This is a genomic window from Tepidibacillus fermentans (assembly GCF_004342885.1).
Lineage (GTDB): Bacteria > Bacillota > Bacilli > Tepidibacillales > Tepidibacillaceae > Tepidibacillus > Tepidibacillus fermentans.
Genome location: NZ_SMAB01000002.1, coordinates 35,037 through 58,583 on the forward strand (window position 1 = coordinate 35,037; position 23,547 = coordinate 58,583).

Genomic DNA, 23,547 nt, shown 5'->3' on the forward strand with positions numbered 1-23,547 from the left:
ACTTTGATTTGTTTTTTCCACCGTTGCTCCGTTGTCGCTATGTAGTTTTCATTATATAAGCTTTTGAAATTCTTCTTGGATCGCACGTACAATTGGACCTGGACCATTTCCAATCACTTTATCATTTACTTGAATAACTGGGGTTATTTCAGCTGTAGTACTACTAATAAATGCTTCATCTGCGCGATAAACATCTTTCACGCTAAATAACTTTTCGATGAAAGGAATTCCTAATTTGTTTGCAATTTCTTCAACAACTATTCGTGTAATTCCTCTTAATATAAAATGATCAGCAGGATGAGTGTAAATTTTACCATTTTCTACAATATAAAAATTAGATGAGCTTCCTTCAGTAACTGTATTATCCCTAATTTGAATGGCTTCTTCGGCTTGGTGTTCATGAGCATATTGTTTGGCAAGGACGTTACCTAGCAAATTCAAACTTTTGATATCACAACGAAGCCAGCGAATATCTTCCACAGTGACAACTTTAATTCCATTTTTAAATTGATCGATAGGTCGAGGGGATTTTTTAGTATATGCGGTGAGCACAGGTTTTGCATTTTGTGGAAAGGCATGTGTTCGTGGAGCTACACCTCTTGTTACTTGAAAGTAGACAATTCCATCTTGTAGGTTGTTCATTTCGATAAGTTGTGTTATCTTTAACTTTGTCTCTGTTTTAGAAAAAGGTAATTCCATAAAAATTTCTTTTGCACTACGTTCAAATCGATCTAGATGGTCATCAAGACGAAAAGTTTTGCCTTGATAAACACGAACCACTTCATAGATCCCGTCACCAAACTGATAACCGCGGTCTTCAATATCGATATGGGTATCTTGATTCCTTTTTATGAATTGATCGTTAATCAGTATCACTATCGTCACCCCAGTCTTTTTGTTTATAAAAATCATCTCGATTTCAATTGTAACATGAAATAAGATGGATGAGTATGGAATTTGATTAATTTTTATTTTTTTAAAAAAACAATGATAAATTTATGAAAATTCCTTCAAAATAAGAAATAATTATGCGCTGATATCGCATTTTTAAAAAAATAAGATAATGGTAGAAAATACAACTTAAATCCTATTTTTTACTCGATGTTTCTATTTATTTAGTTCTTTTGTTACTAGATACACCTATATGTTGTGGTATATAATTTAAAACATCGCAATATATAGTTATAACTGGTTGAAGGTACATAGAATTAGGAGGGGCAAATTAAATGAATCAATCTTCTTCACGTTTAGAAGGACTAAGTGAGAAAATCTTCCTTGATCGTTACGCATTGAAAGATGTGTTGCATCAGGAGGTAAATGTTGGGGATACGGTGTTGGTTCTAACTAAGGATGATCCAAAATACCCACAAAAAGAAGTAGGGGAAGTTATCTCTATTGAAGGGGAAACCATTAAAGTAGGCTTACGAAATGGACAAGTTATAGATACAGTCATTGAGAAAATTACCAAACCTTTAGAACTAACCCCAGAAGAAATGTGGGATCGATTAGCAAAAGCCATTGCAGCCGTTGAAAAACCAGAAAAAAGGGAAGAATGGACTAAGAAATTCCGTGAAGTATTAGATGATTGGAAGTTGGTTCCCGGTGGGCGTATCGCAGCCGGTGCAGGTGCTAGTGATGAGTTAACGTTATTTAACTGTTATGTGATTCCATCCCCTAAGGATAGTCGTGGCGGTATTATGGAAACCTTGAGTCAAATGACTGAAATTATGTCACGAGGTGGGGGAGTTGGAATTAACCTATCTTCCTTAAGACCAAGACGAGCTGTTGTGAGAGGTGTTAATGGTTCATCCAGTGGAGCTGTATCCTGGGGAGGATTATTTAGCTACACAACTGGTTTAATTGAACAAGGTGGGTCGCGCCGTGGAGCATTAATGCTCATGTTAAATGATTGGCATCCAGATTTACTTGAGTTTATTACGGTAAAACAAGAAATGGGACTTATCACTAATGCAAATCTTTCTGTGGCCATTAGTAATGACTTTATGAAAGCTGTAAAACAAGATCTCGATTGGGAACTTGTTTTTCCAGATACAACAGACCCAGAATATGATAAGGTTTGGGATGGTAATCTTAAAAAGTGGAAAGACCTTGGAAAAGCCGTAAAAGTATATAAAAAAATGAAAGCAAGGGAAATATGGCACACCATTATTGAATCTGCATGGAAATCGGCTGAACCTGGTGTTGTCTTTATGGAACACTATAATGAAATGTCAAACAGCTGGTATTTTAACCCCATTATTAGTACCAACCCTTGCGCAGAACAAGGATTACCAGCGTGGGGTGTATGTAACCTCTCTTCCATTAACCTTTCAAAATTTGTGAAAGATGGCCAAGTGGATTGGGAGGGACTTGGAGAAACGGTTGATATCTCCGTTCGTTTCTTAGACAATGTTATTGACGCAACTCCATACCATTTTAAAGAAAATGAAGAGAATCAACGGAATGAACGTCGGATTGGTTTAGGAACGATGGGCTTAGCAGAAATGTTAATTCAATTAAAAATCCGTTACGGTAGTCCTGAATCTTTAAAATTCTTGGATCAATTGTATGGGTTTATAGCAAAACGTGCATATCTAGCATCGACAGAAATTGCTGCTGAAAAAGGATCATTCCCAATGTTTGATGCAGAAAAATTCCTTCAAAGTAAATTCGTTCAACAATTTGATGATGAAGTCAAACAAGCAATTGCTGAAAAAGGAATGCGAAACGTAACGGTACTGACACAAGCGCCAACAGGTAGTACTGGTACTATGGTTGGTACTTCTACAGGTATTGAGCCGTACTTTGCTTTTGAATATGTACGTCAAAGCCGTTTAGGATTGGACAAGCAATATGTACCTATCGCAAAAGAATGGTTAGAAAAACACCCTGGACAAAAACTACCCGATTACTTTGTCAGTGCAATGGAACTATCAGCAGAAGATCATATTCGTGTGCAAGCAGCGATCCAAAAATGGGTTGATTCATCTATAAGCAAAACAGCAAATGCCCCTGCCGACTTTACGATTGAAGATACAAAGAAATTGTATGAGTATGCTTATGAATTAGGTTGTAAAGGTGTTACGATCTATCGTGATGGTAGTCGTGATGTTCAAGTACTTTCCACTGAGAAGAAAAAAGGAAAAGTAGAAGACAAAGTTGAAGCGCAAAAAGCAAATGAAAACACAGGAAAAGTTTATCGTCGTAGGCCCAAAAAATTAACGGGTGCAACATACAAGATGAATACTCCTTTAGGAAAAGCTTATATCACAATTAATGATGTAGATGGTAGTCCTTTTGAGGTCATCGTCAATGTTGGGAAGGCTGGTAGTGATGTTTTCGCAATGTCTGAGGCATTAGGACGAGTTTCCACGCTCTTCCTACGTTTTGGTGAAATTCCAGATGGAAATAAAGCGAGACTATTAATTAAACATCTCAAAGGAATTGGTGGATCAGGTGCTGTTGGTTTTGGTCCAAACCGCGTTGAATCCATTGCCGATGCAGTGGCCAAAGCGCTAGAAATGCATATCGATGGTGAAGAACCGAACTATTCGATTGCAGCTACTTCTGAACCATCGATCAATCAGCACAACGAACATGAGGGAATTCAATCGATTGATCATATGCATTTGCATGATGATCTGGATGTTCCGGATGGATTAGACCTATGCCCAACGTGTGGATCTGCATCATTAGTGAATGAAGAGGGATGTAAACACTGTATTTCGTGTGGGTATACAAGATGTTCCTAATATGATAAAAGTCATTGTTTCAAGACTTCATGTTCTGAATAAGAACTTGGAGTCTTTTTTTTATAGACGGGTGAGATAATAGAATTAGGGAAGAATATTCATAAAAAAATTGAAAGTAAAAAAGCATTTTTCATTTTTCTTTTGCTGAATACTACAATCCAGATAATATTGAATTTGGGGTATTAAGAGTTCTAAATGATGATCTTGTTGAACCAGGGACAGGATTCGATTTACACCCTCATAGGGAAATGGAGATCATATCTTATGTCGTTAACGGAGAGTTAACCCATGGCGACAGTATGGGGAATAAAAATACCTTAACTTATGGCCAAGTACAATTTATGAGTGCAGGAACAGGAGTTTCTCATAGCGAGTATAATTATGGTGAAACGATCTTACGGTTTCTAAAATCTGGATTTACCCAGACCAAAAGGCTATACGCCAAATTATGGAGATTATAAATTTGACTGGATTGAGAGAAAAAATAAATGTCTTTAGAATTAGAAAAAGAAAAAAATGGTTTTCAAGTAAAGACAGGAAGGCAAACTTATCTTGTCCAAATTGAAGGGACTTCGAAAATCAACGGTATTGGATTAGAAACAAGGAACGTAATGGAAATCATGGAAAGAAGAAAAAAACACTCCGGTATTAGTCGGAACTTTTAGTCCCGGCATGGTACTTACAGACTTCTTAATAGGTGTACTTGAAGAAAATCCAGAAGAAGTCGAAAGGAATAAGCGGATATTCAATATTTTAGCAGATAAAGTAGAAACAGTGACTCCCATTCTTGGAGAGAGAATATTGAATAACACAAAGCAAGGAGCAGATATTAATTGGCTAACAAAAGGGAAAATCGCTTGGCGTTTCATAAGTTCGTTGTTTTATAAAAGGAATATCATTGAATGACTCCATAATAAAGTAGGAAAAAATTGTTTTGTGAATTTAAAAGAGGTATGATGATAGTATTGTTAAATATTACATAAATAGGAGGAAACATTTATGTCAAAGGTCGTAGAACGTTTTTTAAACTATGTGAAATACGATACTCGCTCAAATGATGAATCAACCACTGTTCCTACCACACCTGGTCAAATGGTATTAGCCAAAGCAATTGCTGAGGAATTAAAACAAATTGGTCTACAAGAAGTAGAAGTTGATGTTAAGGGATATGTTTATGCAACATTACCTTCCAATATAGAGAAAGAAGTACCGACCATTGGCTTTATTGCTCATATGGATACAAGCCCAGATATGACAGGTACGAACGTGAATCCTCAAATTGTGAAAAATTATGATGGTGGAGACATTGTGTTAAATAAAGAACAAAATATCGTTCTTTCCCCGAAACAATTTCCTGAATTAAAAAATTACATAGGCAAGACATTAATCACCACCGATGGAACCACTTTACTTGGAGCAGATGATAAAGCAGGTGTCGCTGAAATCGTCACGGCGATGGAGTATCTCATTCAACATCCTGAAATTCCTCATGGGAAAATTCGGATTGGCTTCACTCCTGATGAGGAAGTAGGTAAAGGTGCTGATCACTTCGATGTAGAAGGATTTGGTGCTGATTTTGCCTATACAATAGATGGCGGGCCAATTGGCGAATTGGAATATGAGAATTTTAATGCTGCAGGAGCAAAAGTACGAATCCGGGGAAGAAATGTTCATCCTGGGACAGCGAAAAATAAAATGATCAATTCCATGCTTGTGGCCAATGAATATATCGCTTCATTACCTGAAAACGAAACCCCTGTCCATACAGAGGGATACGAAGGATTCTACCATTTGATCAGTATGAAAGGGGAAGTAGAAGAAACCACGCTTCAATATATCATCCGTGACTTTGACAAAACCTCGTTTGAAAATAGAAAGAAAACAATGGTTGAAATGGCAGATAAGATCAACCAAAAATATGGTGAGGGAATTTGTACGGTTGAATTAAAAGACCAATATTACAATATGAAGGAAAAGATTGAGCCTGTAAAGCATATTGTGGATACTGCATTTGAGGCAATGAGGGAAGTTGGTATCGAACCGATTGTAAAACCTATTCGTGGGGGAACAGATGGGGCAAGACTCTCTTATATGGGATTACCCACGCCTAATATTTTTGCTGGTGGTCACAATTTCCATGGCCGCTATGAATTTATTCCAACTTTTGCGATGGAAAAAGCCGTAGAAGTCATTCTTAAGATTGTTGAATTATATGCTAGGAAATAATATTTTAGAGAAAATCATGACGGTGTCTATCTTTGTGATAGATCCCGTTTTTTTTGTTGGCATTGATTGATGTTTATCAAGTCATAAGTCGGAAAATCGTGTGGAAGGCCATCGAATAAAATTTTATTTAAAACTGATCAGTATTCTATAAAACACTACATTTAATAAGGAGCAAAAGAAAACCCTTGGTTTATCAGCATAGAATCGAACTGAGTCACCTTCAAGAATTGTATAGGTTTTATTAATCTATTTTTAGAATCAATTCACCCTTCAAAACAGTTATATATTCCTCCACTCCTGACTGATGAGGGAACCTACACTAATTCTGATTCGTAATAATGTCTTAAGTTATCAGAATCGATACGAGAAATCTATAGTCCTGTCCGTTTTGTTAGATAATCCTACTATAATTTACGGACGTACAACACACCTTATAGTGTTGACAGGATAAACAGTAAAAGCTAAAATATAAAACAACAGTAATCCGTAAGATTAGTAATGGCAACCTCATGTCTAATTGTACTTTAGCAGGCAGTTAATATTTATTTTATTATTGATTGTGTGAAAAAGTACTGAACGGATTGAGGTTAAAATTATGATAAGGCGGTATATTTCATTTTCCCCATTCTGTGTTGGGAAAAGAAATATACCGCCTTATTTGGGAGGTAGAAATATTGAAGAGTACAAAATGGACAAAAGGCTCTTTGGAAGCTGAGATAGGTAAAGCTTTAACGCAATGGGAAAAAGATTTTTTAGGACGAGGTTCCGTGTCAGTAAAAACAGATATTCTTAGGGATATGGTGGTTGTTGCTTTAAATGGAATTCTTACACCTGCCGAATACAAACTTTGTGACACAAAAGAAGGATTATTGTCGGTAAAAAGAATTCGTTCTGATCTAGTGGAGTCTGGTCGAGAAAAACTGTACCAACTGATAAGGGATTTGACCGGAGAAGAAGTGGTGAGTTTTCACACTGATATTAGTACACGCACCGGAGAACGAATTATGGTTTTTAGATTATATAGTGATTTGCAAAAGAAATTGTCATAAAGACAATGGTAGGCCTTCAAAACATGAAAAATGAGTTGAAGGTAAACCGGTATGATTCAAGCCAATGGGTTGAAATTCATCATTGGTTGTTGAATATGCCGGTTTTTTTATTGAAGAAACTAATGCAGACTTAAGAAATCCATTGAGCTGTATCACAAAATAGGAGGGTTGATTGAAATGTATGAAATCGTTTTACAGAACTTATTATCACCATACGTGTTATTTTTTTTATTAGGTATTATGGCTGCTTTATTTAAATCAGATTTGAAATTTCCTAATGGACTAAGTGAGGCGTTAAGTATTTATCTATTGATGGCCATTGGTATCAAAGGGGGAATTGAACTTTCTCATTATGCGTTAGGCACCGTAATGAAGCCTATTCTCGGAACCCTGTTTTTGGGTGTTTTCATTCCTGTACTGTCGTTAATCGTGCTTCGTTTCATGAAAATGGATCTAAAAAACGCCATAGGATTGGCAGCGACATACGGTTCAGTCAGTATTGTGACTTATGGAGCTACTATTTCTTTCCTTGGTAAGAATGGGGTGGATTATGAAGGGTTTATGAACGTATTAATCGTATTATTGGAAAGCCCAGCCATTTTTGTCTCCTTGTTTCTGTTAAGGTTATTGCAGAAGGCTCCAGATAACCAAAGAATTGCTACTCACCGTCTAGGCTTTGCTGCAGGCATTTATTCGTCTATGAATGGTTTGTTTGATAAAGAAGTGATTAAAGAAAGTTTATTTGGAAAGAGTGTATTGCTTTTGTTGGGGAGCCTTCTTATCGGTTGGTTTGTTGGCCAAGATGCCGTATCTACTGTGAAACCATTGTTTATCGATCTTTATGGAAGCATCTTAATTTTATTTTTATTAAATATGGGATTAATCGTAGGACAACGACTTCCTGAAGTTAAAAAACATGGATGGAAAATTTTATTATTTGGGATCTGTATGCCGATTGTTGGAGGAACCCTTGGAGTTTTTGTAGGGAAGATGGTTGGCCTTTCGCTAGGAGGGGCCACGTTAATGGGGGTATTAGCAGGAAGTTCTTCTTACATTGCTGCTCCCGCCGCCTTAAAATCCTCCGTTCCTGAGGCCAATCCGTCGATTTATCTCGGGTTATCACTTGGAGTGACCTTTCCTTTTAATTTGATCATCGGAATACCTCTGTATTTTGCCATAGCACAACTTCTTCAATAGTGTTTCAAATAAATTAATGGGGTGAATCTCATGTATTTAGATGAAAACAAAAAGTTTTATTTGTGATCGGAATGGAGTGCGAATTGGAACGATTATTACATCAGGCGATTAATTTCCATCCGGAAAACATGTTAATTTTAAAAAGTTTTGGATCCGTGATTTCACATTCTTACGGTGATTAAATGCGAGACATCATCATTGCTGTTTATCAGGAAAATGTTGAAGAAATTTTTGTGGTCGGCACAAAAGATGGTCAAAAGAATACAGTGGATATACAAGATTTACTTAACAAAATATATGAGAAAGATGGACTAAAGGAGAAAATACAAACATTAGATTATCTTTTTAAAAATAGCATGCCAGAATTTCCTGGTGGGAATCTAAGTGAATGGTTAGAGGGCAGCAAAACTTTAACAGAGGGCATACAGAATAGTGTCAATATTATTCGTGATCATCCGTTGATGCCATCTCATGTTAAGGTTCACGGATTATTTGTGAACTAGGAGAACGGAAAACTATCAGAAATTGACGTTTCCTAAGAAACTATTACTTGTAGATCTAAAAATACTACTAATCATCTTTCGGGTGATCTTCAAAATATGGTAAATGGGTTGAAGGTAAACGGGCATCTTCAAGACCAATGTTGCACACACATTTATCTTTTGGGCATTCTGTTTTTTATGAAGAAAGGAAGACGTTATGCGCATGTACCCATACAAGGACAGAAAAGCATCCCTATCGACAATGCATGGGAAACAACAGGCTATTGGCCGACCCTTCAATGTTTGAGATCGGCAATGAAGTAGACTTTGTCTTAAGCGAAGCAAAACGTTTACGATTGCGCTATCCAAAGATAATAGTCGCTCCACTCTTATATAAAGTGGAAGATAACAGACTTTACTTAATTAGAGAAGAATAGAAAGAGATAGAAACCGGGCATAATTGCCTGGTTTTTTTGACGTAAAAAAGTGTAAGATTTTGGGAGTAATAGCGGCGGTAGTATGTTCTAATGCTGCTCCGACACTTCGCGGTTTTCCAAAAATAAACAGATGGTAAGAAAACTCGCTCGCTAAAGCACCCATAGGGTACAAGTCAGGCTATGCAACTAAAGTTGCAAGTCGTGCTATATCGTAGCTTATTGAATCATACAAGACAATGAAATAAACCTATTTTTCCGAGAAGGGAATTTATTCAGTCTTTGAAAGTAATAAACTAGCCTTTTCTAACGTTTCGCATACTTCATCTAGTTGTTCTTCTGTCTCTGCTTCTAATGTATGAAGATGAATACCCCCTGTTAAGTCTGATAAATAAGCTGCTTTTGTTTCGGTCATTTTATCAATAAATTGTTGAACATCTCTGCGATTTTTTAGCATTAATGACGCAGTCAATTCTCCATAAATGGGGTGTTCAACGATGACGTCTTTAACAAATACACCATGATCAACAATGATATTTAATTCTTCTTGAGTTTGCTGAGGTGAATGGGAACAAGCAATGATTCTTCGATAGGGATGATCAGATTCTTTTTCGTTCATGTAAACATATCCCTGGGCGGTTGCAATAATAGGTTCATTTCTTGCTTTTAATAAAGATATATCTTGAACAATCACTTGTCTACTCACATTCATTTTTTCCGCAATCTGTTGACCTGTTAATGGCCCCTCTGAGCGTTTTAACCAATCCAAGATTAATTGTCTACGTTCTTCACCTAGTCTCTTTTTTCTATCCATTTTAATCACCTCACGACCAAACTGATAGTTTCATTATACCGTAATCCTCTATTTCAATAAAACCTATATCATCAGTAAAAATAGACTTCCTCCTAGAACCAACCATTTCTCGAAAACGTATGATAAATATGGGAGAGGAGGAATGATGATGAGTGAGTTAGAACGATTTTTTCGTGATATAGAAAATTACTTTCTAAACCAGGTGAACCAACTATTTCATGGATATTCTTCATGGTACCCAGCATTGCCCACAGGAAGTGAAATTAATGAAAAAATTGAAGAGAAAGACGATAAAATTTTAGTTTATATTGATCTTCCTGACTTATCAAAAGATCATAAGGTTCATCTTTCAGTTAATCGGGATCATTTGGTTATGGAGGGGAGACTTTCGAAAGAAGAGAACGTTCATTCTAACAGTGGGAAAAGTGTGACTCGTAGTTATTCTGAGTATTTTTATAAGACGATACCGATACCAGCAAGAGTTACAGCAAAAGGAGCAAAGGCCACATATCATCGCGGTATCTTAAAAGTTAGTCTTAATAAAGTAGGACAATTTGAAGATGGAACGATCCATATCAATTTTAAAGCTTAAGGCTTATGTCGTAAAGGCATAATCTTATTAATTGAAAAGTACAAAAAAACGTTTGATCTTAAGTCAAACGTTACTGATGATAGTAATAAACTTTTGTCGTTCCTTTCTTTTTGTTGGTGATAAGGACAAGCTTATTTTGTACTCTTATTTCATAGTAATCATCATTTTCAAATTGATAGGCCATAAAAATTCCTGGAGACTTTGATTGAATGGAAAAATGTTTACCACTTTTGTAATCATACATGCTGATTGTTGTTCCATCCTGAGTGACCGTTACATAAGAATTACTTTTGTAATCATAGATGGTGTCGCCAAAATCATAAGTAAACGTTTCTCCAGTTCTGCTTTCTATTAATGTTCTTATCTTTTTTCCAGTTACTTTGTGGACGACAATGTAGGACAGAAGAGGCTCAATAGACATAACATCTACCTCCAGTTTAAGATCATCCTTGTTTTTTGGTATATTATTATATGTAGGGTTCCAACAAAAGTGAAAACGATATCATGAAAGTTTCATGACTCTTTTATGTCTAAAGTGTAGAATTATTTTTATTTCGTCGAAAAATATGATAATTTATAGATGACAGGTAGAATTCGATCAAGGGGGAAAATTCACTTGGTTGGGGGTAATTTGAATCTTTGGATCGCTTTTATAGGTGGGATTGTTTCCTTTATTTCACCTTGCGTATTGCCTTTATATCCTTCTTATTTATCCTATATTACAGGTATTTCCGTCGATCAATTAAAGAACGATTTTGATCAAAAAAATATTCGACGAAGAACTCTTTTGCATACATTATTCTTTTCATTCGGTTTTTCTATCATTTTTATCTCCCTAGGTTATAGTGCGAGTCTAATTGGTGACCTCTTCTATCAATTTCAGGATATTGTCCGAAAGATCGGTGCGGTATTAATGATCTTCATGGGATTATTCCTTGGTGGCTGGCTGAAATGGAATTGGTTAATGAAAGAACGGCGAATGGAGATTAAGAGTCAACCGTCTGGTTATTTGGGATCGGTATTTATTGGAATTAGTTTTGCTGCAGGGTGGACACCTTGTGTCGGCCCAATCTTAACCCTTATATTGGCTCTAGCGGCAACAGATCCATCGAAGGGCATGCTTTACTTACTGGTGTATAGTATTGGCTTTGCGATCCCATTCTTTATCATGGCTTTTTTTATTGGTTCAACCAAATGGATCGTTCGTTATTCAGAGAAAGTGATGAAAGTCAGTGGGGTTTTACTCGTTCTGATTGGACTTTTATTATTTACGAACCAAATGGCTAAGATCACCGTATATTTAACAAAGTGGTTTGGAACAAGTTGGTTTTAATATTTGAGAGGAGTTTTATTGATGCCGACTCCTAGTATGGAAGATTATTTAGAAAGAATTTACACATTAATTCAAGAAAAAGGATATGCAAGGGTTTCTGACATTGCTGAGGCTCTTGAAGTACAACCTTCTTCTGTGACCAAAATGATTCAGAAACTAGACAAAGATGAATATCTGATTTATGAGAAATATCGTGGATTGATTCTTACTCCCAAAGGAGAAAATATTGGAAAAAAATTAGTCGACCGTCATACATTATTAGAAGAATTTCTTCGTATGATTGGAATCGAAGATGAAAAGTTGATCTATCAAGATGTTGAGGGGATCGAACACCATTTAAGCTGGGAATCAATCGATGCGATTCAACGACTCGTCATGTATCTAAAACAGGATAAAGAATTTATTGACAAATTTAATGAACTAAAGAAAGCTTTAGATGATCAGGACTTAGTGTAGACTGTTGCTATCGAGTCTAACTTTTAACCATTGACTTCTGAATTTGTAAAGGAAATTTCCTTCATCTCCAACATACATTTAATTAGGAATGTATGGAGGTGTTGAAATGTTTGCAGATGTCGTGATTGAGGGTGGTGGTATAAAAGCAATTGGTTTAATTGGAGCCATTCATGAAGCAGAAAAAAGAGGATATGAATGGAAACGATTGGCTGGAACCTCGGCCGGGGCAATCATTGCTTCTTTTTTAGCGGCAGGGTATACAGCGGAGGAATTAAAAAAAATTATGTTGGAAATGAATTATAAACAATTTATTCGCAAAAAAGGAATCTTACATCTTCCTGTTATTGGGCAAATCAGCAATTTATTAAGGTATTCAGGAATTTATTGTGGAGATGCATTAGAAGAATGGGTTTGGAGAAAATTGTTAGCAAAAGGTGTACGGACGTTTCAGGATTTAGATAAACCAGTTTATATCATTGCCTCGGATATTACAAGTGGAACCCTTCTTAAACTCCCCGATGATTTGATTCAATTTGACATTGAACCATCAACGTTTGAAATTGCTAAAGCCGTAAGAATGAGCGCTAGTATTCCCTTTTACTTCCAACCAGTCCGATTAAAAACAAATGATGGAACAAAAAATGGAAATCGTTATCACTATATCGTTGATGGGGGAATTTTGAGTAACTTTCCCGTTTGGATTTTTGATAGTGAGTTTTATCCCAAATGGCCAACCTTTGGATTTCGCTTAGTATCAGAAAAAACAGGGAAACCGAATAAGGTAAAAGGACCGCTTTCTTTAGGTCATGCACTAATTAATACCATGATGGATGCGCATGATATGCTACATTTAAAAGAGAAGGACTTTGTCAGAACGATTATGGTAAATACGCTTGGAACAAAGACAACCGAATTTGACATTTCAGATGAGCAAAGAGAAAAGTTATACTTGTCAGGTGTAAATTCAGCGAAAAAATTTTTTAATCAATGGAATTTTGCACAATATGCTTCAACATATAGATCGAAAGAAATACAGTCCTGAAAACAGCCGTAATCAGTAAAAAGATTACGGCTTTTCTTATATGATTTTTCAACGGTACAAAACTGATATGGCTTGTATGTTTTAACACTAATGGTTTGTATATTCCAATGCGCTCCGTTGTCCGTGTATTTCTTTTGAATAAATAGGATAAGAAAGAAATGCACTCCCAAAAGTACACAAAGTGTACAAGTCATGCTACACAGCTAAAGCTGCTAGTCGTGCTATGTCGCTGCTTATAGAATATAAACCTATCTTGGATAAAATGAATTTGTTCAATGGTACCTTGTTGGATCGTCATCTTTATTTCCTTTAATTACGGTAAAGCGGCGTCTTTTTCTCTTTAAGGCATACTTTGTATGGCGAGAGTGATTTCGATTTCTGTTGAGAATCCAAAAAACTTTCTCCGGATGTTTATAAAAATAGTAAATGGTTCCAAAAACGATTAATGGGATTAGAATGCCTGATGGATTGATGAAAAAAGATTGGGCTATTCCAATAATAAATAGGATCAATAAAACCCAATAAAGAATTCCATGTTTTCTCAACGATTCAACTTCCCTTCAATCATTTAATAAATAATAATTCATCTGATTTCGCATCAAGTTCTCTCATACGTTTAAATGAAGCGATGGATACTTCAATTTGCCGATCATCTGGCTCTTTTGTTGTAAAGTTTTGCAACCAAATCCCAGGTAGACCGAGCCATTTTAAGATCGGGATATCTCTGACTGCATTCGTAAAACGTAAAAATTCATAGGATACACCAATGACGACGGGTATCAAAAAAATCCTTTGAACCACGCGATCCCAAATCGAATGATAAGGGAAAAATACATTATAGATTGAATAGATTACTACCCCGATAATGACAGTGAGAACTATGAAACTACTACCACAACGATAATGAAAACGGGAATATTTTTTTACATTTTCAACGGTTAATTCTTCGCCAGCCTCAAACGTGTTTATCACTTTATGTTCTGCTCCATGGTATTGGAATAATCGTTTCACAAAAGGAGTTGCGGCAATCGCAAGTATATAAATCAGTAATAAAAGAATTTTTATTAATCCTTCAATCAGATTATTAACAAATTGATTAGGAACCATTTTTCCAAATAAGATTTGGGCTAAAGCAGCCGGTAAAGCAGTAAATAATAGTTTTCCAATGATAAATGATAAAATCCCAACCAAGGTTACTCCTAATATCATCGTCAGTTTGGAGTTATCTTGTTTAATTTCTTCACCTGTATCAACATCAAACCGTTCAGCGGAAAAATTTAAATGTTTTGAACCGTTAGCAATGGATTGAAATAGAGCAACAATACCCCGTAGAAACGGGATTTTTTTTAACTGATGGAGCGTTTTATTCTCTATGTTTTTCATTGTGAAATATTCAATGCTTTGATCTTTTCTACGAATGGCAGTTACCGTCACATTTTTTCCTGTAAACATAACTCCTTCCACAACGGCTTGCCCACCATATAAAGGACAGCTTTGTTTCGACAACGACATTCACCCCACAATTATGATAGCTTCGACAAAGGTTATAGATTATATTTTAACATGTTTTTGTGATGAAACCAATGAATACTCGCACCTTCAGACAAAAGTAGAGAAGCCGTGTATATCTTTACTCTGTTTCCAAAATAATAGTAAAAAAAACTTCTATCGAAGTCTTTTTGAAGACGTAGTCGAGTCCTTCTTTAGCGGAAGTTTTCCCCGATGTGATGCTAGAAGTTAGTGCTAATGGATAAGAGCAACTAATAACGAAGTTAAAGTTGCTCTAATAATGCCGATAGGTCAAGTTTAACTTCAATTTATTACTTTAATGAAGTTAAATTTTCCTATGTGGTTAAAGAATTTCCATTTTATGTAGGAGGTTAACCATGGAGCTATTTATTAAACGGTTTATCGATTTACTTGATGAGGAGATACCTGTTTCAATGGTCCATACTCTGATTGAACAACCTTTAGGGGCTGTAATGAATGAATCTTATGTGATGATTCATGCACGTAAGGATTTAGTAGATGGAGATAGTCCTTATGTGGAAATCGAAATCTATCCCATTGATTACCACAAGGTACGTTTCTTATTTGCTTTTACTTTTCCAAAAAATAGTATACAAATTGACCAAAGCAAATTTGAAGACAAATTAAAAGAAAATAAAAATATAAAAGCAGAAAAAATTATACCTTTAGATCATACGGAAGAAGGATATTATGAGATTTTTGCTGAAAGCGAATGGAAGATTCCAGAAAACAATGCTGAAGTGGATCAAGTCATTGTAAAAATTGTTGAATATATTGAGGAATGGATGAGCAGTAGTGGATACCAATCAAATGAAATATAAACAAAAAAAAAGAAAATTGGCTATTCAAATTGGTTTGGCAGCTGGGGTAATTTGGGGTTTTTTATCATTGGCTGCCTATTATCTACAATTTACGGATGTCGGACCATCCATCTATGCAAAACCTATTTTAAATCCTGATTATGTTATGACTTGGCAAGGGCATTTCATTGGTTTAGGATTCTTTATCGTTTTTATGATCCTTGCTTCACTCTTATATGCTCAATTTTTTGCAAAATACGCAAGTCCATGGGTTGGGATCGGTTATGGTCTTTTTTTATGGGGATTGTTATTTTTCGTTCTCAATCCATTCTTTCATTTGACAAAACAAGTTCAAAAACTTGGATTAAATACCAACTCGGTTATGTTATCTTTGTATATCCTTATTGGTTTGTTTATTGGTTACTCGATCTCTGCAGAATTTAACAACCAAGAGCAAGAACAAGAACAAAGTCAAGGTGATCAACAATCATAATATCAGCGATACACAGCTATTCAAACAGAGCGAATTATGATAAAATATCTGAGAAAAATGCCATTTAGGAGAATTTTATGAAAAGAAAAGTTCTTGTTTTGCATGGTCCCAATTTAAACCTTCTTGGAAAACGCGAACCCCAAATTTATGGTACAACATCACTTGAAGAATTGCACCAGCAAATGACTGATTTAGGGTTAAGGATTGATTTGGATTTAACTTTTTTTCAATCGAATCATGAAGGGAAGTTAATTGATCAAATCCACGAAGCAATGGGTGTTTATGATGGATTAATCATTAATCCAGGTGCATTTACTCATTATAGTTATGCGATTCGGGATGCGATTGCAGGTACACAAATACCTACGGTTGAAGTACATATTTCCAATATTTATCAACGCGAATCCTTTCGTCATCAATCTGTTATTGCACCCGTTACCATCGGTCAAATTTCCGGATTGGGGATGTTTGGTTATTTGGCAGCTCTTTACTTTCTTGCAGATTATTTTAAACAGGGTTAGAGTGGAACAAAAAATGGGAAACAATTTTCCTTTTTGAAGGAGGTGAAAATGGGATGGAGAAACGAATCAAGCGATTAAGAGAAGAGTTAAAAGAACGTAATCTAGATGGAATATTGATCACTCATTCAAGTAATCGACGATATATTACCGGTTTCACAGGAAGTGCTGGAAATGTACTTGTGACCCAACATGATGCATTTCTAGTTACTGATTTTCGTTATACAGAACAAGCAGCAGAACAAGCAAAATATTTTACAATTGTGAATCAAGAAGATTCGATGCTGAAAAAGCTGAAAGAATTGGTTGCAAAAACCGGGATTCATACATTAGGATTTGAACAAGATTATGTTCCCTATTCACAATATAAACAGTTTGAGGAAAACTTTCAGCCTGTAACCCTTGTTCCTTTATCCCAAGTGCTAGAATCAATCAGAATGATAAAGGATGAACAAGAGATTCAACTGATTCGTAAAGCTGCTGTGATTGCAGATCAAGCTTTTTCTCATGTTCTTAAGGTTATCAAACCAGGTATGCGTGAAATTGAAGTTGCTCTAGAGTTGGAATGCAAAATGCGTCAACTGGGTGCACAAGGAGCTTCTTTTGACACGATTGTGGCTTCTGGAGTTCGTTCTGCACTTCCACATGGTGTTGCTAGTGATAAGGTAATTGAAGTCGGTGATTTTGTCACGATGGATTTTGGGGCTATTTATCAAGGATATGTCTCCGATATCACACGTACGATTGCGATAGGAAAAGTAAATGAAAAGCAAAGAGAAATACATAATATTGTCTTAGAAGCTCAACTCAATGGTGTACATCATGTAAAAGCAGGAATGACAGGGAAAGAAGCAGATGCTTTAACGAGATCGATTATTTCCCGTTATGGCTATGGAGAGTATTTTGGTCATAGTACGGGGCACGGAATCGGATTAGATGTTCATGAAGGGCCTGGACTTTCCATGAAAAGTGAAGTAATCTTAAAACCAGGTATGATCGTCACAATTGAACCAGGAATTTATATTTCTAAATTTGGCGGGGTTCGCATTGAAGACGATGTGTTAATTACAGAGCATGGTGTAGAGGTATTAACCCATTCACCAAAAGAATTAATCATTATTGAGTAGCAAAGGAAATACAGATTTTTAGGAGGTTTTTTCGGTGATTTCATCCAATGATTTCAAAACAGGATTAACCATTGAAGTAGAAGGAGATATTTGGCAAGTCATTGAATTTCAACATGTAAAACCTGGAAAAGGAGCAGCATTTGTACGATCCAAATTAAAAAACTTACGCACAGGTTCCGTACAGGAAAAAACCTTCCGTGCTGGTGAGAAAATTGCAAGAGCTCGTATTGAGACGAAGGAAATGCAATACTTGTATAATAGTGGCGATGATTATATTTTTATGGATACAAATACATATGACCAGATCTCAATTCCTGCTTCAAGATTAGAAAGAGAGAAAAAATATCTATTAGAGAATATGAATGTATACATCATTAGCTACCAAGGAGAAATTATTGGTATTGATCTACCAAATACCGTGACTCTTGAAGTCGTTGAAACTGAACCAGGAATCAAAGGAGATACCGCAACAGGTGCCACTAAGTCCGCTACATTAGAAACAGGATTAAAAATCCAAGTACCACTTTTTGTGAATGTCGGTGATAAACTGATAATTGATACGCGTACAGAATCTTATGTACAAAGAGCTTAAAACACAATAAACCCTCTTCAATCGGAAGAGGGTTTAATCATATTTTTAGAAGGATCATATTTTGGGCAAACAGAGTAATAATTAATCTGACTAGAAAAATGGATATCATCTCCGAATCCTAGTTGAGTTAACCTTTTTGCAGTCTCCGTAGTTTTTAAAATATCAGTGAGTTTATCCTCGTAGTATTTATACATACCATATACTGCCTTCCCAAAATCATTGATTTCATATGCTTGATCCGAGTTCTTCATTAATGTGTCGATTAAAAAACCAGCAGCCAATCCATCCTCTAATGCAAATTCATTTCGATTCCCTACACATAATATAACAATGTCACGCTTTAATTTTAGAGCCTTTTGGATGCAGCTAGCACCATTTAAAAATCCACCGATAAAAATATATTCACCTTTTCCAGCCTTTTGTATGGCTCTTGTCCCGTTTGTGGTAGTCAATATGATCTTTTTATTCTTTAATGGAAGTGATGTATATTCCAAAGGGGAATTCCCTAAATCAAACTCCTGTATTTTTTTTGAAAAACGGTCACCAGCTAAGAGTGCACTGGTTTCGATATTTTTTATGGTTTTTACTTGACCGATCGTTTCCGCAGGAATAATCCATTCTATACCATTGGCTAATGCAGTAATAATCGTTGAGGAAGTTCGAAGAATATCGACGATGATAACTGTTTTTTTATATAGATTCTCATTCTTCACCTCGTCCACTATGGGTATGACATCAACAAGCATATTTTCCTCTCCTTCCTCAAATGGGCGATCGGATTATCTATGCCACTAATATATGCATGGAGTAGGGAAAGGTGCCTAGAAAAAACATTTTGTGATTTCTTTGGACAATGAAACGTATATGTAATTAATAGGGAATGATTGATGAGATGGAGGAGAGGTATGAAGGATTTTGACAAATTTGTACTTGGCATGGCATTGTTGCGTTTTTTTTCAGGTTCGATGGAAATATTAGCTGGATTCATGATGTTAAAATTTAATGAGATCAGTAAAGCACTAATCGTGAACTCCTTACTTGCCTTATTAGGTCCGACCATTCTTTTATTTACGACAACAATTGGTTTAATTGGCATGGCGGATAAATTATCATATGGAAAGTTATTGATAATTTTTACAGGTGTCGGTTTCATTTTGTATGCTGTTAGAAAATAGGATAAACCCATTCATTTAGGTACATACTACAAAAGATGAATTTATAGGGGGTGTATCTAAATGAATCGAATCCAAGAAAGAATTTCCTATTTGGAAGGTTTAGCGGAAGGATTGGATTTATACAAAAACAAACCAGAAGGAAAATTTTTAGAAGAGCTAATGGCTGTCATCAAGGAACTGAATGAAACATTACAACATACAACCAACAGGTTAGCAGAATTAGAGGAATATGTAGAAGTAATTGATGAGGATCTCAATGATTTAGAAGTGGACTATTATAATGAACCTGATTTCGATGATATAGATGATGAAGATGATGAGATAGATGACGAAGAAATAGATGATGGCATTCAATATTTTGAAGTAGAATGTCCATCTTGTCACGAATTGATCATGGTTGATCAAGATTTTTTTGAAGGTGAAGGACCAACAGATATCGTTTGTCCAAATTGTGATCATGTCTTTATTTTAAATGATGAAGATTCTGTTACCAATGTAAAGTAAAGGAAAAATGAGAACGATAAAAAGCTTTCCAGAAGAAGTAATGATTCACTGGAGAGCTTTTTTATTTTTCTAGCATAATTTGTCCAAGTAAGAATATGTATTAGTGAAGAATGATAGTGGACAGGAGGTACAAGATGAAGAGTGAGATTTTAGCCATACTCCCAAATCAAATACGGCAATTTATTCAAATGGTTGAACCAACAATAGCAAAAGAAATCGAAGAAATTCGCTTACGTGAGAACCGTCCATTAGAAATTTCTTATTTAAATCGCTTTGCTTTTCTTACTTCAAAAGGGAAAATGACGTTGCAAGAACAGGAAGCCTATATTGTATCACATGATGATATATTAAAGATGCTTAATTTAATTAGCAATCACTCCATATACCGGTTGGAAGAAGAGTTGAAAAGAGGTTATATCACGGTAAATGGGGGCCACCGAATCGGGATTAGTGGAAAGGTGATCCTTGAACATGGTGAAGTAAAATCGATCAAAGATATTTCCAGCTTTAATATTCGGATCGCGAAACAAAAAATTGGCGTCGCGAATAAAGTGATTCCTTATTTAATAGCAGATAGAGATGGAAAGGTTCACAATACGTTGATTATCTCTCCACCTCAATGTGGAAAAACTACTCTTTTACGAGATATTGCTAGACAACTTAGTATCGGAGTCCCAACACTAAGGCTCACAAGTAAAAAAGTAGGTATTGTTGATGAAAGATCAGAGATTGCTGGATGTGTATTTGGTGTTCCTCAGAATGACGTTGGTCCACGAACAGATGTATTGGATGCATGTCCAAAAGCTGAGGGAATGATGATGATGATTCGTTCCATGTCACCAGAGATATTAATTGTAGATGAAATTGGCCGTAAAGAAGATGCTGATGCGATCTTTGAAGCACGAAATGCAGGGGTATCAATCATTGCCACTGCACATGGAAGTAATATTGCTGAGATCGCGAATCGGCCGTCCATCTCTTCGTTGATCCAGCAAGGTATTTTTACTCGCTATGTAATCTTAAGTAGGAATCAGGGAGTAGGAACAATAGAGCGTATCCTTAACGAAGAATTAAAGCCAGTGTTAAGGGAGAAGTCATATGCTTAAATTAATTGGAGCAACATTAATTATTGCTGCATCTACTTATGGTGGCTTGGTTGTGGCAAGGTCATATCATGAGAGACCGAAACAATTACGCTATCTTCAGCAAGGATTACAAATGCTTGAAACAGAAATTGCCTATAGTTCAAGACCACTTCATATTGCGATGGACTTAATTGGAAAACGAATACCAGGTATAATTGGTCAGCTATTCCAAGAGATGGGGAACAATTTACGCACTTTGGATGGAGAATCAACTTTTGAATGTTGGCAAAGAGCCATTCAAACAACAATTCCAAAAACCTCACTAAAAGCGCAAGACCAACAAATCCTGCTACAATACGGACATACATTAGGAATGACGGATAAGAACGATCAAATCAAGCATATTCAATTAACGGTACAACAACTAGTAGCAGAAGAACAATTAGCACGAGATGATCAAAAAATATATGAAAAATTAAGTAAAAACTTAGGTGTTCTTTTAGGACTATTAATTGTGATTCTGATGTATTAGGCGGTGAATTTATGAATTTTGATGTGAATACGATTTTTCAAATTGCAGGAATCGGTATTATTCTATCCATGATTACGACTATCTTGAAGCAAATGGATAAAAAAGAAGTGGCGGATTGGGTTACGTTGATCGGTTTTGTCGTCATTCTTTATATGGTTGCCACATTAGTCAACGATTTGTTTCAAGAAATTCAGCGCGTATTTCTTTTCCATTAACCTTAAAAGAGGTTGTTGACAATGGAGATCGTACAAATTGTTGGTGTAGGTTTAATTGCAACAATATTAGCTGTACTTATAAAAGATCAAAAACCCCAATTCTCATTCCTAATCGCCTTATTTACAGGAATTGCGATTTTTCTCTTTCTCATAGGTAAGATTTCGTTGGTGATTCAAGTGTTGGAGAGATTAGCAGTACAATCGAATATTAATATGGTCTACCTAGAAACGATTCTAAAGATTATTGGAATCGCCTATATTGCAGAATTTGGTGCACAAATGGTAAAAGATGCTGGTCAAGCAGCAATTGCTTCAAAAATTGAACTTGCTGGTAAGATTCTAATTATTGTCATGGCGGTCCCAATTATTAGTGTCATTATTGAAACGATTATTCATTTGTTACCCTAAAGGATGATCAAAATGAAGAAAAAAATATTTGCCTTTCTCCTATTTCTCATCATGATTTTATCATTTTCTTCACAAAAGGTTTTTGCAGAGAGTGCAATGGATGGAATTGTAAAAGAGCAGTTACAGCAAGTGAATACACAAAAAATTGAACAGTTTTGGGATAAGCTGATGAAACAATACGGTGGTTTTTTCCCAGAAAATCAAAAAAGTTTGTTTGATCTTGTGATGCCAGGAAATGATTTCAAATTTCAATCTTTTTTTATCGGGTTAATCAAGTATATCTTCTACGAAATCCTTTATAACAGTAAATTAATTGGCTCCATTATTTTACTAACGGTCTTTAGTACGGTTTTGCAAAACATCCAGACCACCTTTGAACAAAGCACAGTCAGTAAAGTAGCTTTTTATGTCTCTTATTTGGTCATGATGATTATCGCCATTAATAGTTTTACCGTCGCCATTAATTCAGCCAAGGATTCCATTCAAGAAATGATCAGTTTTATGATTGCATTGATTCCATTGGTTCTTGCCCTAGTTGCCTCTTCAGGAGGGATAGTATCGGCTTCTATGTTTCATCCTTTTATCATCTTTTTAATCCATGTAATTGGTACAGTGATTTATAAAATGATTTTTCCTTTGATTTTCTTCTCAGCTGTATTATCGATCGTTAGTAAAATATCAGAAAAATATCAGGTTTCGCAATTGGCCAAGCTCTTACGTAATATCAGCATCGGTGCGTTGGGAATTTTTTCTACGATCTTTCTAGGTGTGATCTCAGTACAAGGTGCAACTGCAGCAGTAGCAGATGGGGTTACTTTGCGGACTGCAAAGTATATCACAGGGAATTTTGTTCCGGTTGTTGGGAAAATGTTCGCTGATGCGACAGATACGGTGGTTGGGGCATCATTACTTGTAAAAAATGCCGTAGGGATGGCAGGGGTTTTGATTCTTTTATTAATCGTGATTTTTCCCTCAATTAAAATTTTGACCTTAGCTTTTATATATAATTTTTCCTCAGCAATTATGCAACCTTTAGGGGATAATCCAATGATTGATACGTTAAATATGATTGGAAAGAACTTAATGTTTGTTTTTGCTGCATTAGCGACTGTATGTTTAATGTTCTTCCTAGCTCTAACCATTATTATCTCAGCCGGTAATATAACTGTCATGTTGCGATAGGGTGCATGC

At 35.8% G+C, this 23,547-nt stretch carries 29 protein-coding genes and 1 pseudogene; 24 read left to right on the top strand and 6 right to left on the bottom strand.

The genetic code is table 11. The features are described from left to right. Positions 1-51 precede the first annotated feature (51 nt). The gene (gene dat / locus EDD72_RS01495; protein ID WP_132766864.1) at positions 52-912 is read right to left on the bottom strand and encodes a D-amino-acid transaminase; all 861 of its coding nucleotides are present in this window, start codon (positions 910-912) and stop codon (positions 52-54) included. Positions 913-1,226: 314 nt separating this feature from the next. Between dat and EDD72_RS01500 the strand changes: the two genes are divergently transcribed. From EDD72_RS01500 to EDD72_RS01535, 8 genes and pseudogenes are all read left to right on the top strand, one after another. Further along, positions 1,227-3,752: an adenosylcobalamin-dependent ribonucleoside-diphosphate reductase gene (locus tag EDD72_RS01500; protein ID WP_132766865.1), complete on the top strand. Its 2,526-nt coding sequence runs from the start codon at positions 1,227-1,229 to the stop codon at positions 3,750-3,752. A gap of 125 nt (positions 3,753-3,877) precedes the next feature. Then, a pseudogene (locus EDD72_RS01505) lies at positions 3,878-4,417 on the top strand (pirin family protein). Between the two features lie 7 nt (positions 4,418-4,424). Next, the gene (locus tag EDD72_RS01510) at positions 4,425-4,658 is read left to right on the top strand and encodes a hypothetical protein (RefSeq protein WP_132766866.1); all 234 of its coding nucleotides are present in this window, start codon (positions 4,425-4,427) and stop codon (positions 4,656-4,658) included. 93 nt (positions 4,659-4,751) lie between these two features. Further along, positions 4,752-5,978, top strand: coding sequence for a peptidase T (gene pepT, locus EDD72_RS01515; protein ID WP_132766867.1), 1,227 nt, complete (start codon positions 4,752-4,754; stop codon positions 5,976-5,978). 674 nt (positions 5,979-6,652) lie between these two features. After that, entirely contained in the window at positions 6,653-7,027 is a 375-nt protein-coding gene (locus tag EDD72_RS01520; RefSeq protein ID WP_132766868.1) for a Na-translocating system protein MpsC family protein, read from the top strand. A gap of 177 nt (positions 7,028-7,204) precedes the next feature. After that, positions 7,205-8,224, top strand: coding sequence for a sodium-dependent bicarbonate transport family permease (locus EDD72_RS01525; protein WP_132766869.1), 1,020 nt, complete (start codon positions 7,205-7,207; stop codon positions 8,222-8,224). Positions 8,225-8,406: 182 nt separating this feature from the next. Next, positions 8,407-8,727, top strand: a complete 321-nt coding sequence (locus EDD72_RS01530) for a carbonic anhydrase (RefSeq protein WP_132766870.1) — start codon at positions 8,407-8,409, stop codon at positions 8,725-8,727. Positions 8,728-9,005: 278 nt separating this feature from the next. Then, positions 9,006-9,143: a hypothetical protein gene (locus EDD72_RS01535; protein ID WP_207893613.1), complete on the top strand. Its 138-nt coding sequence runs from the start codon at positions 9,006-9,008 to the stop codon at positions 9,141-9,143. A 268-nt stretch (positions 9,144-9,411) separates the two neighbouring features. On the opposite strand, the gene EDD72_RS01540 is transcribed toward EDD72_RS01535, so the two are convergent. Then, positions 9,412-9,954 carry a transcription repressor NadR gene (locus EDD72_RS01540; protein ID WP_132766871.1) on the bottom strand — a complete coding sequence of 181 codons (543 nt, stop codon included), beginning with the start codon at positions 9,952-9,954 and terminating at the stop codon, positions 9,412-9,414. A gap of 148 nt (positions 9,955-10,102) precedes the next feature. Between EDD72_RS01540 and EDD72_RS01545 the strand changes: the two genes are divergently transcribed. After that, positions 10,103-10,546 (top strand): Hsp20/alpha crystallin family protein, encoded by a 444-nt coding sequence (locus tag EDD72_RS01545; RefSeq protein WP_165894920.1) that lies wholly within the window; start codon positions 10,103-10,105, stop codon positions 10,544-10,546. Positions 10,547-10,616: 70 nt separating this feature from the next. On the opposite strand, the gene EDD72_RS01550 is transcribed toward EDD72_RS01545, so the two are convergent. Then, entirely contained in the window at positions 10,617-10,967 is a 351-nt protein-coding gene (locus EDD72_RS01550; RefSeq protein ID WP_132766873.1) for a hypothetical protein, read from the bottom strand. 195 nt (positions 10,968-11,162) lie between these two features. Between EDD72_RS01550 and EDD72_RS01555 the strand changes: the two genes are divergently transcribed. From EDD72_RS01555 to EDD72_RS01565, 3 genes are all read left to right on the top strand, one after another. Beyond that, positions 11,163-11,879: a cytochrome c biogenesis CcdA family protein gene (locus EDD72_RS01555; RefSeq protein WP_243643747.1), complete on the top strand. Its 717-nt coding sequence runs from the start codon at positions 11,163-11,165 to the stop codon at positions 11,877-11,879. 21 nt (positions 11,880-11,900) lie between these two features. After that, positions 11,901-12,335, top strand: coding sequence for a transcriptional regulator MntR (gene mntR, locus EDD72_RS01560; RefSeq protein ID WP_132766875.1), 435 nt, complete (start codon positions 11,901-11,903; stop codon positions 12,333-12,335). A 106-nt stretch (positions 12,336-12,441) separates the two neighbouring features. After that, entirely contained in the window at positions 12,442-13,377 is a 936-nt protein-coding gene (locus tag EDD72_RS01565) for a patatin-like phospholipase family protein (RefSeq protein ID WP_132766876.1), read from the top strand. Between the two features lie 272 nt (positions 13,378-13,649). Here the strand turns inward: EDD72_RS01565 and EDD72_RS01570 are convergent, their stop codons facing one another. Together EDD72_RS01570 and EDD72_RS01575 are read right to left on the bottom strand one after the other, a co-directional pair. Continuing rightward, positions 13,650-13,922, bottom strand: coding sequence for a hypothetical protein (locus EDD72_RS01570; protein ID WP_132766877.1), 273 nt, complete (start codon positions 13,920-13,922; stop codon positions 13,650-13,652). Between the two features lie 19 nt (positions 13,923-13,941). Further along, positions 13,942-14,889 (bottom strand): DUF1385 domain-containing protein, encoded by a 948-nt coding sequence (locus tag EDD72_RS01575; RefSeq protein WP_132766878.1) that lies wholly within the window; start codon positions 14,887-14,889, stop codon positions 13,942-13,944. 374 nt (positions 14,890-15,263) lie between these two features. Between EDD72_RS01575 and EDD72_RS01580 the strand changes: the two genes are divergently transcribed. The 5 genes from EDD72_RS01580 (at position 15,264) to efp (ending at position 18,437) form a co-directional block, all read left to right on the top strand. Continuing rightward, entirely contained in the window at positions 15,264-15,728 is a 465-nt protein-coding gene (locus EDD72_RS01580; protein WP_132766879.1) for a hypothetical protein, read from the top strand. Next, complete coding sequence (locus tag EDD72_RS01585) at positions 15,718-16,200, top strand: YqhR family membrane protein (RefSeq protein WP_132766880.1); 483 nt, start codon at positions 15,718-15,720, stop codon at positions 16,198-16,200. Before EDD72_RS01580 ends, EDD72_RS01585 begins: the two co-directional genes overlap by 11 nt. Before the next feature lie 77 nt (positions 16,201-16,277). Continuing rightward, a complete protein-coding gene (aroQ, locus tag EDD72_RS01590; protein WP_132766881.1) occupies positions 16,278-16,721 on the top strand; it encodes a type II 3-dehydroquinate dehydratase in 444 nt (147 codons plus the stop codon). Between the two features lie 53 nt (positions 16,722-16,774). Continuing rightward, a complete protein-coding gene (locus EDD72_RS01595) occupies positions 16,775-17,845 on the top strand; it encodes a M24 family metallopeptidase (RefSeq protein WP_132766882.1) in 1,071 nt (356 codons plus the stop codon). Positions 17,846-17,879: 34 nt separating this feature from the next. Beyond that, complete coding sequence (efp, locus tag EDD72_RS01600; protein WP_132766883.1) at positions 17,880-18,437, top strand: elongation factor P; 558 nt, start codon at positions 17,880-17,882, stop codon at positions 18,435-18,437. A gap of 17 nt (positions 18,438-18,454) precedes the next feature. On the opposite strand, the gene EDD72_RS01605 is transcribed toward efp, so the two are convergent. Continuing rightward, complete coding sequence (locus EDD72_RS01605; RefSeq protein WP_132766884.1) at positions 18,455-19,183, bottom strand: 2-phosphosulfolactate phosphatase; 729 nt, start codon at positions 19,181-19,183, stop codon at positions 18,455-18,457. A 159-nt stretch (positions 19,184-19,342) separates the two neighbouring features. Between EDD72_RS01605 and EDD72_RS01610 the strand changes: the two genes are divergently transcribed. The 7 genes from EDD72_RS01610 to spoIIIAE all read left to right on the top strand — a co-directional run bounded on the left by EDD72_RS01610 (position 19,343) and on the right by spoIIIAE (position 23,538). Next, positions 19,343-19,612, top strand: coding sequence for a YqhV family protein (locus EDD72_RS01610; protein ID WP_132766885.1), 270 nt, complete (start codon positions 19,343-19,345; stop codon positions 19,610-19,612). 60 nt (positions 19,613-19,672) lie between these two features. Next, positions 19,673-20,116 (top strand): CD1247 N-terminal domain-containing protein, encoded by a 444-nt coding sequence (locus tag EDD72_RS01615; RefSeq protein WP_132766886.1) that lies wholly within the window; start codon positions 19,673-19,675, stop codon positions 20,114-20,116. Between the two features lie 134 nt (positions 20,117-20,250). After that, entirely contained in the window at positions 20,251-21,222 is a 972-nt protein-coding gene (spoIIIAA, locus tag EDD72_RS01620) for a stage III sporulation protein AA (RefSeq protein WP_132766887.1), read from the top strand. Next, a complete protein-coding gene (gene spoIIIAB, locus EDD72_RS01625; RefSeq protein WP_132766888.1) occupies positions 21,215-21,733 on the top strand; it encodes a stage III sporulation protein SpoIIIAB in 519 nt (172 codons plus the stop codon). The genes spoIIIAA and spoIIIAB overlap by 8 nt, the downstream gene beginning before the upstream one ends. 11 nt (positions 21,734-21,744) lie before the next feature. Further along, positions 21,745-21,948: a stage III sporulation protein AC gene (gene spoIIIAC, locus EDD72_RS01630; RefSeq protein WP_132766889.1), complete on the top strand. Its 204-nt coding sequence runs from the start codon at positions 21,745-21,747 to the stop codon at positions 21,946-21,948. A 21-nt stretch (positions 21,949-21,969) separates the two neighbouring features. After that, positions 21,970-22,356 carry a stage III sporulation protein AD gene (gene spoIIIAD / locus EDD72_RS01635; RefSeq protein ID WP_132766890.1) on the top strand — a complete coding sequence of 129 codons (387 nt, stop codon included), beginning with the start codon at positions 21,970-21,972 and terminating at the stop codon, positions 22,354-22,356. 12 nt (positions 22,357-22,368) lie between these two features. Further along, the gene (gene spoIIIAE / locus EDD72_RS01640; RefSeq protein ID WP_132766891.1) at positions 22,369-23,538 is read left to right on the top strand and encodes a stage III sporulation protein AE; all 1,170 of its coding nucleotides are present in this window, start codon (positions 22,369-22,371) and stop codon (positions 23,536-23,538) included. The last annotated feature ends 9 nt before the right edge of the window (positions 23,539-23,547 follow it).